Annotated in this window: 11 protein-coding genes; 4 read left to right on the forward strand and 7 right to left on the reverse strand. The window is 73.4% G+C overall.

Annotated features, from left to right (window positions below; all coding sequences use genetic code 11):
- Positions 1-129: 129 nt before the first annotated feature.
- A complete protein-coding gene (locus ACIOC0_RS02270; RefSeq protein WP_402151281.1) occupies positions 130-1,455 on the forward strand; it encodes a PHB depolymerase family esterase in 1,326 nt (441 codons plus the stop codon).
- Positions 1,456-1,621: 166 nt separating this feature from the next.
- Complete coding sequence (locus ACIOC0_RS02275) at positions 1,622-2,182, forward strand: DUF2087 domain-containing protein (RefSeq protein ID WP_402151284.1); 561 nt, start codon at positions 1,622-1,624, stop codon at positions 2,180-2,182.
- 300 nt (positions 2,183-2,482) lie between these two features.
- Here the strand turns inward: ACIOC0_RS02275 and ACIOC0_RS02280 are convergent, their stop codons facing one another.
- Both ACIOC0_RS02280 and ACIOC0_RS02285 read right to left on the reverse strand, forming a co-directional pair.
- Positions 2,483-3,826 (reverse strand): FAD-dependent oxidoreductase, encoded by a 1,344-nt coding sequence (locus tag ACIOC0_RS02280; RefSeq protein WP_402151287.1) that lies wholly within the window; start codon positions 3,824-3,826, stop codon positions 2,483-2,485.
- Between the two features lie 274 nt (positions 3,827-4,100).
- Positions 4,101-4,757, reverse strand: a complete 657-nt coding sequence (locus ACIOC0_RS02285) for a DUF305 domain-containing protein (protein WP_402151290.1) — start codon at positions 4,755-4,757, stop codon at positions 4,101-4,103.
- A 199-nt stretch (positions 4,758-4,956) separates the two neighbouring features.
- On the opposite strand from ACIOC0_RS02285, the gene ACIOC0_RS02290 reads away from it, so the two are divergent.
- Positions 4,957-6,459, forward strand: a complete 1,503-nt coding sequence (locus tag ACIOC0_RS02290) for an LVIVD repeat-containing protein (RefSeq protein WP_402151293.1) — start codon at positions 4,957-4,959, stop codon at positions 6,457-6,459.
- On the opposite strand, the gene ACIOC0_RS02295 is transcribed toward ACIOC0_RS02290, so the two are convergent.
- The 5 genes from ACIOC0_RS02295 to ACIOC0_RS02315 all read right to left on the reverse strand — a co-directional run bounded on the left by ACIOC0_RS02295 (position 6,447) and on the right by ACIOC0_RS02315 (position 10,632).
- The gene (locus tag ACIOC0_RS02295; protein WP_402151295.1) at positions 6,447-7,196 is read right to left on the reverse strand and encodes a TetR/AcrR family transcriptional regulator; all 750 of its coding nucleotides are present in this window, start codon (positions 7,194-7,196) and stop codon (positions 6,447-6,449) included. The two genes, ACIOC0_RS02290 and ACIOC0_RS02295, sit on opposite strands and share 13 nt — an antisense overlap.
- Positions 7,197-7,450: 254 nt before the next feature.
- Complete coding sequence (locus tag ACIOC0_RS02300; RefSeq protein WP_402151297.1) at positions 7,451-8,143, reverse strand: HAD family hydrolase; 693 nt, start codon at positions 8,141-8,143, stop codon at positions 7,451-7,453.
- A gap of 112 nt (positions 8,144-8,255) precedes the next feature.
- Positions 8,256-8,927 carry a phosphatase PAP2 family protein gene (locus ACIOC0_RS02305; protein WP_402151300.1) on the reverse strand — a complete coding sequence of 224 codons (672 nt, stop codon included), beginning with the start codon at positions 8,925-8,927 and terminating at the stop codon, positions 8,256-8,258.
- A 99-nt stretch (positions 8,928-9,026) separates the two neighbouring features.
- Positions 9,027-9,962, reverse strand: a complete 936-nt coding sequence (locus ACIOC0_RS02310; protein WP_402153148.1) for a M56 family metallopeptidase — start codon at positions 9,960-9,962, stop codon at positions 9,027-9,029.
- A gap of 103 nt (positions 9,963-10,065) precedes the next feature.
- Entirely contained in the window at positions 10,066-10,632 is a 567-nt protein-coding gene (locus tag ACIOC0_RS02315) for a DUF5134 domain-containing protein (RefSeq protein ID WP_402151302.1), read from the reverse strand.
- Between the two features lie 174 nt (positions 10,633-10,806).
- On the opposite strand from ACIOC0_RS02315, the gene ACIOC0_RS02320 reads away from it, so the two are divergent.
- Positions 10,807-12,540 (forward strand): FUSC family protein, encoded by a 1,734-nt coding sequence (locus ACIOC0_RS02320; protein WP_402151304.1) that lies wholly within the window; start codon positions 10,807-10,809, stop codon positions 12,538-12,540.
- The last annotated feature ends 316 nt before the right edge of the window (positions 12,541-12,856 follow it).

Below are 12,856 nucleotides of genomic sequence, written 5' to 3' on the forward strand. Positions count from 1 at the left end.
GTGTGCATGCCACCATGCGAGCGGACGCCCTCCATCCGGCGTCGGACCCCGCTGTCCGTGCAGCCGGCCGGGCGGACCACTGCTGAGCCGCCTTTCGCGTACTGAGCCGCCGTCAGAAAGGACCAGCACGTGCACACACTCAACCCGACCTTACGAGCGCTGCGTTCGGCGCTCGGCGCGCTGGTGCTCCTGCTCACCGGTGCCCTTCTCACCGCCCCCACCGCCACCGCGAGCCCGCGGTCCGCGCAGACGCCCGTGCCGGCCGCCGCCCTCACCGAGGTCACCGGCTTCGGCGCCAACCCCAGCAACCTCCGGATGTACGTGTACGTGCCGGCCAACGTGGCCGCGCGCCCCGCGGTTCTCGTCGCCGTCCACTACTGCACCGGCTCGGGACCCGCCATGTACTCCGGCACCGAGTACGCCCAACTCGCCGACCGGTACGGGTTCGTGGTCGTCTACCCGTCCGTCACCCGCAGCAGCAAGTGCTTCGACGTCTCCTCGCCCCAGGCCCTGCGGCGCGGCGGCGGCAGCGACCCCGTCGGCATCAAGTCCATGGTCGACTGGGTGGGCGCCCACTACTCCGCCGACCCCACGCGCGTGTACGTCACCGGCATCTCCTCCGGGGCGATGATGACCAACGTCCTCCTCGGCGACTATCCGGACGTGTTCGCCGCCGGCGCGGCATTCGCCGGCGTCCCCTTCGGCTGCTTCGCGACCACCGACGGCTCCGAGTGGAACAGCGCCTGCGCCCAGGGCACCGTGATCCGCACCCCGCAGCAGTGGGGCGATCTCGTCCGCGGCGCCTACCCCGGCTACACCGGGGCCCGGCCGCGCATGCAGCTGTGGCACGGCACCGAGGACGACGTGCTGCGCTACCCCAACTTCGGCGAGATGATCAAGCAGTGGACCAACGTGCGGGGCCTCTCCCAGACGCCGGCCGCCACCGACTCCCCGCAGTCCGGCTGGACCCGCACCCGCTACGGCGGCACCGGTGACCGCGCCGCCGTAGAGGCCGTCAGCCTCCGGGGCGTCGGGCACAACGTGTACGCCTGGGGCATGGGCGCGCGCGTGATCACCTTCTTCGGCCTGGACGCCGGCGGCGGCCCCGGACCTGGCCCCGACCCCGAGCCCCCGGCCGGGCCCTGCAAGGTGACCGCGTCCACCAGTGCCTGGAGCACCGGCCTGACCGCCTCGATCACCCTCACCAACACCGGGACCGCCACCGTCAGCGGCTGGCGGCTCGGGTTCACTCTGCCCGCCGGCCAGAGCATCACCGGCGGCTGGGGCGCCACGTACGCACCGGCCGCGGGAGCGGTGACCGCGACCAACGCGCCGTACAACGGCACGCTCGCGCCGAACGCCACCGTCACCATCGGATACCAGGCGAACCACACCGGCGACAGTGCCCCGCCGACCGCCTTCACCCTCAACGGGGCTGTCTGCACGACGAACTGACGCCGCGTCCTTTCTGTGCGGCCCCCTCGTCACCGTCGACCGGGGGCCGCACGCGTGCGCGTGCGCGCTCGTCGTGGGGCGGTGGAAAATGCCGGGCGGCCGGTGAAGGCCGAGGGGTAGCGTCCCCCGGGTCCCGGGCGCCGGCCCGGCGGAAGGAGACCCGAGGATGACGTCCGACGACGTGATGAGGCTGTTCGCCGACGAGAAGAAGGTGCGCGCCTTCGCCGCCGTCGCCTTGGGCGCGCGTGGTCCCGCCGAGGTCGCCGAGCGGGCCGGGCTGTCGGCCAAGGAGACCCTCGCCGCGCTGCGCCGGCTGCAGGACCGCGAGGTCGTCGTGTCGGACGACGGGGGACTGGCGGTCGCTTACGACCTCTTCCGCGACCTCGCCCGGGAGACGGCCGTCAACGGGGAGCCGCCGCGCGACCACGGCACCGGGGACCAGCGCGTCGAGGCGCTGCTGCGGACGTTCGTGCGCGACGGGCGGCTGGTGCGGCTGCCCGCGCAGTGGGAACGCAAGAAGCTCGTGCTGCGCCATGTCGCCGAGCGCAGCTTCGAGGCGGGACGGGAGTACTCCGAGCGGGAGGTCGACGACCGGCTGCGCGCCTGGTGCCCCGACGAGGGCATCGACCATGTGACCCTGCGCCGCCACCTCGTCGACCTGCATCACCTCGACCGCCAGGACGGCGTCTACCGACGCTCACCGGAGGACACGGCGCTGCTCGCCTGAGCGGACGGGTGCGCCCGGAGGCGGGGCGCGCGCGGCTCGCGTTTGTGCGGGGGGTGGGTTGCGAGCTCCGGTGTTGGCGGGGTGCCGCCGCGGCCACCCGTGCCGCTCTGGCGGCACGATTGCCCGCTGTTGACGGCTGCGGTTGGTCCGGTGATGGCGCGGCTTGCGGCGTGGTGCGCGGTCCGGCGCTGGCGGGGTTTCTGGCCCGGCCCTGGCGCGGGGTGCCGCGTGGTGCGCGGTCCGGCGGCCGGCGGGGTGTCGCCGCGCTCGCCCAGGCCGCCGACGACCGGGCGCAGGGCGTCAGCGGTTCGGGTGGGTTGCTGCTGCTTTCAGTGCGGCCCAGTCCGGGAGTTTGACCACACCTCGGCCCAGTGAGGCCCCGAGCTCCGCCTCGGCCCGTTCGATCGCCAGCCAGCCCGGCCACTCGACGGGCTCGGCGCCTTCGGCGCGCAGGGCGGCCAGCGGATCGCCGGGCAGCTCCCGCGCGACGAGGGCGGGGGCGTCCGCCAGCAGGGAGGTGACCGTCTCCTTCGCGCACGGCCGGTTCGTGCCGATGACACCCGTCGGGCCCCGCTTGATCCATCCCGCGACGTACTCGCCCCGGGACACCACACCCTCCCGCACCACACGCCCCGCGACGTGCGGCACCGTGCCCCGCTCCACGTCGAACGGCAGCCCGTCCAACGGCACCCCGCGATACCCCACCGAGCGCAGCACCAACTGCGCCGCGACCTCCTCGTAGCGGCCCGTGCCCGTCACCCCGCCCCGCCCGTCCGGCGCGGTCCGCTCGAAGCGCACGGCGGCCACGCGGCCCGCTTCGGCGAGCAGCTCGACGGGCCGCAGGAAGAAGCGCAGGCGGATCCGGCGTCGTAGCCCCTTGGGTGGCACGGCGGCCCAGCCGCGCAGGACCTCCACGTTGCGGCGCTGGGCGGCCGGCAGGGCGGACGGGTCGGCGCAGGCCGGATCGAGGGCGAGCTCCGCCGCGTCGACGACGACGTCGGTGTCCGCCAGCGAGCCCAGCTCGCGCAGCTCCTTGGTGGTGAAGCGGGCCTGGGACGGGCCGCGCCGCCCCACCATGTGGATCTCGGTCACCTCGCTCGCGGCGAGCGCGGTCAGCGCCGCCTGCGGCATGTCGGTGGGGCTCAGCTCCGCCGCCCCGCGCGCGAGGATGCGGGTGACGTCCACGGCCACGTTCCCCACGCCGACGACCACGGCCGAGCGCGCGCCGGTCAGGAAGCCGTCGGCGCCGGCGTCCGGGTGGGCGCTGTACCAGGACACGAACTCCGTCGCCGACCAGCTGCCGGGCAGGTCCTCGCCGGGGATGCCGAGCCGCCGGTCCGTCGCGGCGCCCACGCAGTAGACCACCGCGTGGTACAGCTCCCGCAGCCGCTCCACGGGCACTCCGCCGGCCCCGGCCCGGACCCCGCCGACGAAGCGCACGCGCGCGTGCTCCAGCACCGTCCGCAGGTTCTGCTGGAGGGACTTGATCTTCTCGTGGTCCGGGGCGACCCCGTACCGCACCAGCCCGTACGGGCACGGCAGCCGGTCCAGGACGTCGACGAGGACCTCCTGGTCCATCTGTACGAGGCTCTGGGCGGTGTAGACACCACTCGGCCCGGAGCCGACGACGGCGACACGCAGCACGGCCGGACTCCTTACCCCGAGGGACGGAGGGATGCGCCGGCACTTCCAGCATCGCACCGCCGCGGCTCCCCTGACAGGGTGCCGCGACCGGCATACGCCCGTACGCCCGCCCGCACGGAGGGTGACCATATCGTTACGTCGCGTGCGACGGCGGGCGGCCCCGTGCGACCGCACGGCCCCCGTCGCCCCGTCGCCCCGTCGCCCCGTCGTCCCGTCGCCCCGTCGTCCCGTCGCCCCGAGTGCCCGAGATGCCCGCCGCCCCGGGCCCCGCCGGTCACAGCATCGCGCGCATGCGGGAGATCTCCGAGGTCTGCTCGGCGACCACGTCGTCCGCCATCTCCTCGATACGGATGTTGTTCCCCTGTGCCTTGACATCCGCAGCCATGGTGAGCGCACCCTCGTGGTGGGTGATCATCAAGGCGAGGAACAGCTTGTCGAAGGCCTTGCCGTCGGCCGCTCGGAGCTGCTTCATCTGCGCCTCGGTCGCCATCCCGGGCATCGCGCCGTGATGATGCGCGCTTCCTTCGCCGCCCGCCTCGCCGCCCGCCTCCGCCTTGCCGTACTTGCCGAGCCAGCTCTTCATGGCCGCGATCTCCGGCCCCTGCGCGGCCGTGATCCGGGCGGCGAGCGACTTGACCTTCGCCGACTCGGCCTGCTTCGGGGCGAGCGCGGTCATCTCCAGGGCCTGGGCGTGGTGCACGATCATCATCTGGGCGAAGGAGACGTCGGCCGAGTTCGGGGTGTCGTCCTCCACGCGGTGCGCCGCCGCTTCCCCGGGCGGCAAAGTGCGGTTCGCCTCGCCCGGCTTGCCCGGCGCGATCACCGAAGGCCCGCTCGCCGCACCGGATTTGTCGTCCGGCGCGGAGTCGCAACCGCCGAGGACGAGCACGAGCAGCGAGGCGGTGACGAGGGGCGCGCGACGTAAAAGCACAACAACCTCCTGGTGAGGGCCGGTTGACGACCCGGGCGGACCTGGCGGGACCGTGGTGCGGTCTACCGGGAGTCTGGACCACGTTGATCGAAAACATTCATTACGAGTGCGTTACCGCCTGTTGATCTGTGCATGATGAAGACGATACTTCGGAGGACCGTGAACCGTTCCCGAGCGAACGGCATCAAGGGAGGACGCAGTGACCCTGTTGAACGAATCCCGAACGCGGCGCAGACGCCTGGGAGTCGTCGCCGCCTGTGCCGGACTCATGGCCGCGCTGCTGACCGCGGCCCCGGCCGCGGCGACCCCGGACCCGGGGGACGGCCCGGCCGTCGAACGCGAAGTGTCCCAGCGGGCGCAGGCGGAGGCCGCGGAGGCGATCGCCGCCGGCGAGATACCCGGCAAGGACGAAATCGTCCACTCGGACAACATCGAGCACGTCGCGAACGTTCCCAAGGACGCCTTACCCGGCACCAACTCCGACCTCGCCTTCCAGGGCAAGTACGCCTTCTCCGGCAACTACGACGGCTTCCGGATCTTCGACATCAGCAAGCCGAAGGCCCCGAAGACCGTCGCCCAGGTCCTCTGCCCGGGTTCGCAGAACGACATCTCCGTCTCCGGCGACCTGCTGTTCCTGTCCACCGACTCCTCGCGCAGCGACAGCAGTTGCAACAGCACCACCCAGCCCGCGACCGAGAAGTCCTCCTGGGAGGGCATCAAGGTCTTCGACATCAGCGACAAGCAGAACCCCAAGTACGTCGCCGCCGTCGAGACCGCCTGCGGCTCGCACACCCACACGCTGGTGCCCGAGCGCAAGAACGTCTACGTCTACGTCTCCTCGTACTCGCCCAACGCTTCCTACCCCGACTGCCAGCCCCCGCACGACGGCATCTCGGTCATCAAGGTGCCGCGCAAGGCGCCCGAGAAGGCCGCGGTCGTGGGCTTCCCCGTCCTCTTCCCCGGTGAGGGACCGGACGGCGGCGGCAACCCCGGCGGACCCACCAACCCGGGCGTCTCCAAGACGACCGGCTGCCACGACATCACCGTGCTGCCGGAGGAGGACCTCGCGGCCGGCGCCTGCATGGGCGACGGCATCCTGTTCTCCATCAAGAACCCGGAGAAGCCCAAGGTGATCGACCGGGTCCAGGACAACGTGAACTTCGCGTTCTGGCACTCGGCGACCTTCAACCAGAAGGCGAACAAGGTCGTCTTCACCGACGAGCTGGGCGGCGGCGGCGCTGCCACCTGCACCGCCGAGATCGGCCCGAACCGCGGCGCCGACGGCATCTACGACATCGTCGGCAAGGGCGACAAGCGCAAGCTCGTCTTCCGCAGCTACTTCAAGATCCCCCGGCACCAGGGTCCCACCGAGGTCTGCGTCGCCCACAACGGCTCGCTGATCCCGGTCGAGGGCAAGGACATCATGGTCCAGGCCTGGTACCAGGGAGGCGTCTCCGTCTGGGACTTCACCGACTCCGCCAGCCCGCAGGAGATCGCCTACTTCGAGCGCGGCCCGGTGGACACCGAGCGGCTGACCACCGCCGGCCCCTGGTCGGCGTACTACTACAACGGCTACATCTACTCGAACGACATCGCCAAGGGCTTCGACGTGCTGAAGATCGACGACAAGCGCACGAACCCGGCCAAGCGCGTGCACCTGCCCGAACTGAACGTCCAGACCCAGCCGGACTACTTCGACTGATCCACGGCCGGCTGTATCCCGGCCGGCTGAATCCCGGTGGTCCGAGCCTCGGCGGGGTGATCCCCGGCCGGCGGACTTCCGTCCGGCAGTCCCGTCGCGAAGAAGCGTGACAGGTCCGTCTCGCAGGTCCCGCCGGGCGCCACGGCGTCCGGCGGGACCCCCTGTCCCCAGCCGAGCCGGTAACGCGTGAACAGCTCCGCGCGCACCGGCGGGAGGGGCATCCCCGCATCGGGCAGCACCATCGCGTAGACCGAGCCCATCAGCAGCGAACGCAGCACCGGGTAGTCAGTGTCGACGTCGCACGAGCCGTGCCGGGCCACCGTGTCCCGCAGCAGCTCCGCCAGCCGCCGCTGCTCCGGACACCGCACGAAGCCCTCCGCCTGGAGCAGTCCCGCCATGTGCTGGCGCATCAGCACCGGCCGGTCCCGCGCCAGCCCCAGGATCGCGTCGATGGCCCGTGCCAGCCGCTCCCGGCCGTCCTCGGTGCGCGGCTCCCGCTCCAGCGCCTCCTCCAGCGTGCGGTGCATCAAGCGGTGCACGGCCGACTGGACCAACTGCCGCTTGCCGGGGAAGTAGTACGACACCAGGCCCCTGGCCGAGCCGGCCCGGTCCGCGATGTCGCCGAGCGTCGTGGCCTCGTACCCGCGCTCGTTCACCAACTCCACCGCCGCCTGCAGCAGTCGCTCCCGGGAACGCCGCCGCAATTCTTCATTGACCGAGGCGCTGCGCGGGGACATCCTGGAACTCCTGCGTTGACTGGCTGCCAGCCAACTATACTCAGGGACATCCCGGTGGGTTCCGCTCGGAGCCGTGCCGGGCTGCCGCCTGCTCTGGGCGACGCGGGGGATCGTCCAGAGTGGGCGTGCTTTCTCCCCGATAGTGGCCTGAGGCTCCTTCCGGTGCGGAAGGACTGGCGGAGGGCTGCCGGGCAGGGTCCATGCCCCGCGTGCGCAGTCCCCGCCCCCGCCGAGCCGGGGTCACCGCGACCGTCTCAGCCCACGAGCTCCAGCACCGGCCGCAGCCCGCAGGGCCGTTCCGCCACCGGCAGATGATCCACGAAGTGGACCGCGCAGCCCAACTGCGCGGCACCGCCGTCGGCCCTGCGGTCGTCGCCCACCATCAGCGTCGTCCGCGGATCGACACCGAGCCTCTCGCACGCCGTCGCGAACAGCAGCGGGTCCGGCTTCTGGACGCCGTGCTCGTACGACAGGACGTACGCGTCGACGAACGGGTCGAGACCGTGCTCGCGGAACACCGGCCGCGGATCCCAGCCGATGTTGCTCACCACGCCCACCCGGATCCCACGCTCGTGCAGCGCGCCCAGCACCTCGGAGGCGTCCGGGTACGGGGTCCAGGCAGCCGGCGTCATGTGCCGGTCGTACAGCGCGTCGTGCAGGGCCGGGTCGGTCAGCGGGACCTGGCGGGAGAGCCCGGTGTACGCGGCCCGGTGCAGCTCGGCGCTCCGGTCCCGGTCCCGCCACAGCCCGACCAGCTCCTCGGGCACCCGCGCGGGAGGCGCGCCGCCCGGCAGCGCCCCGGCCGCCTCCAGCGCCCGCGCCGCGTCCGCCAGCTCCTCCTCGTCCGGCGTGGCGCCGGCAGCGTCCAGCACGGCACGCAGCCAGGCCTCGGTGGGCTCGATGCGGAAGAGGGTGCCGGAGAAGTCGAACAGCACAGCTGTGGTCATGCAATCGATCTTACGGAGCCGGCGAGTCGGCCTTCCAGAGGCGGAAAGGACATCGGGCCTGACCGGCCGTCGTACGCCCGCGGGCCCTTGAGGGCATCGCCGTCGGGGCGCGTCACGGCCGCCAGCGGACGTGGGCCGCGATCGCCAGGGCGACCAGCGCCGCGCCCAGCAGCCAGCCGCCCAGGACGTCCGAGGCCCAGTGGACGCCCAGCCAGATCCGGGTCAGACCCACGCCCACCGCGGAGACCGCCGCCACCGCGACCGCCGTACGCCACAGAGCGGGGCTCACGCTCTCGCGGCGCAGGATCCACAGGACTAGACCGAGGGCGACGACGGCCGTGAGGGCGTGGCCGGACGGGTAGGCCGCGTAGTGGGCGGAGTCGACCGGGTCCGGCCAGACCGGACGCGCGCGGCCGACGGCGGCCTTCATGACCTGCTGGACGACCGTGCCCACCGCCGACGTCGTCACCAGCCACGCCGCCGTCCACCACGCACCGCGGCGCCACACCAGCCACACGGCGACCGCCGCGCACAGCAGCCGCATGACCAGAGGGTCCCAGACCCAGTCGGTGAGCACCCGGCAGACCTGTGTCACGTCGGGGTCGGCGACGGCCCAGCGGTGGGCGGTGCGGGCGATGTCGCCGTCCACGGACATCAGCGGACGCCACTCCGCCACGACAAGGAGCATGAGCAGCAGGGAGGACAGCCCCAGGACCAGCGCGGCGCGCAGTGCCGTGCGGTACGGCGAGGAGGCGGGCGGGGAGTCGACGGACGGCGAGTGCATGCCCTGATCCTTGCCCGCGTCGGGAGTTCGAAGCCTACCGGGGGGCTGCTCGTGGACTCTCCCGATCTCCCGCTCTCCCGCCCTCCCGCGAGGCGCGCCTCAGCCGAGCGCCCGCAGCCCCGGTACCAGCGTCACCGCAACCGGGATGACCGGAACCAGCGCGGCCGTCGCCGTCAGGCCGAGTCGGCGGGACGCGCTCAGCCGGTCCGGAGGCGTCAGCAGTCGCCGCACCCGCAGCGGCACGTGCGCATGCGGGGCGGGGGAGGGGCCGAACACGCCTCGGTCCTCGTTGAGTTCGACGAGGGCGAGCGCGGTCGTCAGCCGGCCGAAGCGGCGGGAGGCCATGTCGTCGGCGGAGAGTTCGACCAGGCGGTGCATCTCGTCGCGGAACGCGGCGAACACCGGCACCTGCGGAAACCCGTTCGCCAGCGCGGCCGAACAGTGCAGCAGCCAGTCGTGCCGCGCCTGGGCGTGACCCTGCTCATGGGCCAGCACCGCATCGAGCTGACGGCCTTTCAATCGACGCAACGCGGCGGTCGTCACCACCAGTTGAGGCGTTCCGTCGGCCAGCCACGACGCCTCGGGCCGCTCGTCCTCCAGCACCACCAGCTGTCCCGTGGTCGCCGCCTCGCCCGGCAACAGCGGTGCCCGCAGCCGCAGTTCGGCCCTACGGCGGCGCTGCCCCGACCGCGCGCGGGCGACCTCGCGTACGAGCATCGCCCCGCTCCACAGCCCCGCGCACGCCAGAGCCGTCGCGGTCGCCGCTGCCCAGGGCCCGCTCGCGCTCAGTGCGTACGCCTCCACGACGCCGCTCGGGGCCGACGCGAAGACGTGCCCGCGCACCGCCTGCCAGGCCGCCGCCGCACTCAGGGTCATCGACAGGGCGCAGCACAGCAGCACGGCCGCCACCAAGCACTGCCACGTCCACAGCGCCACCACCGGTTCGCGGTCCGGCCAGTCGGCCCGGGCGAGCAGCCGGGGGCCGGCCACGGCGGTCAGGGCGCCGAGCAGGAGCAGGACCGCAGGGACCATCATGGGCAGCACCCTACGAGCGGCGTACCGCACTCGGGTACGGCTCATCGGGGCAAAGTGACGCACACCACGGTTGTCCGGCCGGTGGTGGGGGAAGGTTGCGCGCTCACATCATCGGCAGCATCGCCAGCATCCCGATGCCCATCGACAGGCGGCACGCGCGCGCGAGTTCGGGGCGGTCGCCCCAAGCGACGACGCCCGCCGGCCCGCCGGCCGCGGGCAGCAGCCGCACCCCGGAGACGAGGACGTACGCGGCGAAGTAGAGCAGCAGCGCGCCCGTGAGCAGGGGGACCCCCGAGCCGCCGAGCGCCGCGCCGGCGTGCGCGTGGGCGGGGGAGTGGTGCGCGGCGGGCGAGGCCATCGCCACCGCCATGTAGACCATGGCCGAGGAACCCACCAGGTGGTGCAGGTGGTGGGCGTCGGAACGGGCGGCCCACAGCGCGTGCACCGCGGCGGTGCCGAAGACCGCCGCGTACACCGGCCAGGTCCACCGTGGCGGGGTGAACGCGGCCGCGGGCACCGCCATCACGGCCATGCCGAAGCCCATGAGCGCCTCACCGCCGGCGGCGAGGCGCTGCCGCCCGTCGCCGCTGCGCATGCGCAGCAGACAGTAGGCGCCCGTGGCCGCACACAGCGCGACCAGCAGCCAGCCGGGTGAAGCCGGTCCGTGCACGCGCACCTCCCCGCTCGACGATCGGTCGAGGGATGCGATGCCCAGGGCGCGCGGCGCGCACCCGAGCGCACGGGTGTACACGGGGAGCGTTCGGCGGGGCGCGCCCGGTGAGCGGTGGCCTGGTGTGACGGAGGCGCATCTTTCACGAGTAAAACACCTGTTAAATTAGTTCTCATGAGCAGTGCGACCCCTCGGCGTCCCCGTCCCCCGGCCCGCCTCCCGCTCGCCGGCGCCCTGCGGCTCGGCCGCCCCTCCGACATCTGGTTCAAGCCCGCACTGAGCGTGGTCGCCGCGGTCGCCCCGCCCAACCTCACTCTGCTGGCCCTCGACCGCCTCGACCTGGCCATGTACACGATGGCCGGGTCACTGTGCGCCCTGTACGCCCACAACCGCCCCTACGCGGCCCGGGCGCGCGCACTGGCGTGGGTGGTGCTCGGCATGACCGGCGGGCTCGCCGTCGCTCTGCTCGCGGCGTCGCTCACCGCGAACGCGGTCGTCCTCGTCACCGTCGGCGCCCTGCTCGCCGCCGTACAGAAGGCGCTGTGCGACGCCAGCCGCGTCGGGCCGCCGGGCAACATCGTCCTCACCTTCATCAGCTCCGCCACGCTGTTCGTGCCGCAGACCCCCGGGCAGATCCCCGGGCACCTCGCCCTGGCCCTCGCCGCGGGCGTCTGGGCCTGGCTGATCGGCATGGCACCAGGACCGGTGCGCCCCCACGGCCCCGAGCGCCGCGCCACGGCCCAGGCCCTGAACGCCGCCGCCGCGTACGCCGCCGCAGACCACCCCGGCGACTCCGCCGGCACCCCGGTCGCCGGCTCGGCCGGCGTTCAGGACGGCCACGCACGCGCGCGTGCCGCCGCCGCTGCCGCCGTCCACTCCGCCTGGCAGACCCTCCTGTGGGCACGCGACAGCGAGCCCCGCCGCGCCCTGCAGCGGCTCCTGGTCCGCGCCGAGGTCGCGCTCGCCGCGCCCGCCGACAGCGACCCGGAGCGGCTGCGCGCCTGGGCGCGACAGCTGCGCGGCACCGGTACGGTCCCGCGCCCCGACGACCTCGTCGACGACGACGAACTCCTGGGGCTGGACGCCACGCTCGCCGTCGGACAGCCCCCGCTGTGGCGTCGCCTCGGCCCTCTCGCCCCGCTCGCCGTCCGCACCGCCCTCGGCTGCGCGCTCGCCGGGTACGTCGCGCTCGCCCTCGGGATCGGCCGGCCCTACTGGGCCCTGGTCACCGCCGCGTCCCTCTACCAGGCGAACGTCACCCTCACCTGGAGCCGGGGCCTCCAGCGCGTCGTCGGCAACCTCGTCGGCGTGCTCGCCTACGCGGCCCTCGTCCCGCTGACCCACCTCCACCAGGCGGCCCTGGTTCTCGTCTGCCTGGCCCTGAACTTCGGCGCGGAGGCGCTGATCAGCCGCAACTACTGGCTCGGCAGCGTCTGTGTGACACCGATGGCCCTGCTGATCACCGAGTTCGCCCGCCACCAGGACGCGGGCGAGCTGATCACCGAGCGGGTCGTGGACACCCTCGTCGGCGCGCTGGTCGGATTCGCCGCCGCCGTCGCCGTCACCAACCGCCGTGCCGGCGACCGTCTCGGGCAGGCGCTGACAGCCGCCGAGCGCGCCCGCGAGGACGTCGCCCTACTCCTGGCCGAGTCGCAGCCGCAGCCGCGTCCCGCTTCGGACGCCCTGGAGTCCGCCCGCCGTTCGCTCGCGGCCGCCCTGGTCCACCTGCGCACCACCGCCGACGCCGCCGCCGGCGAGTGGTGGCAGCGCGCCCTCCCCGAGGAGCGGGTGATGGCGGTCGAACAAGCCGGACACCGTACGCTCGCGGCGACGGCCCGCCGCCAGAAACTCCTGGCCCGGACCGCGGTCAGGCACACGAGCACAGAAGCGGAGGCCACACGGCCATGACGGCGACCCACGGACGGCCGACGGGCGGCGAGGGCGAGCGCGGGGCGACTGCGGACGGGAGCCGAGCATCGAGCACGGACAAGCTCCGGCATGAAGCGCCCCCGGCGCTCCGGAAGCCGACTTCAGCCCGAGGCCACGCGCGGCCCGCCGACGCGCGCGGGCGGCAGACCGCCGGCACGGTCCCGGGGGTTCCTGCGGAGGTGGGGCGGCAGACCGCCAGTACGGCCCCCCAGGCTCCTGCGGAGGCGGGGCAGCAGGCCGCCGAAGCGGACCGGGGGACTCACCCGGTCACGAGGCAGCAGGCCGCCGACGCAGA

This window comes from Streptomyces sp. NPDC088254 (assembly GCF_044740925.1).
In the GTDB taxonomy this organism is placed as follows: Bacteria; Actinomycetota; Actinomycetes; order Streptomycetales; family Streptomycetaceae; genus Streptomyces.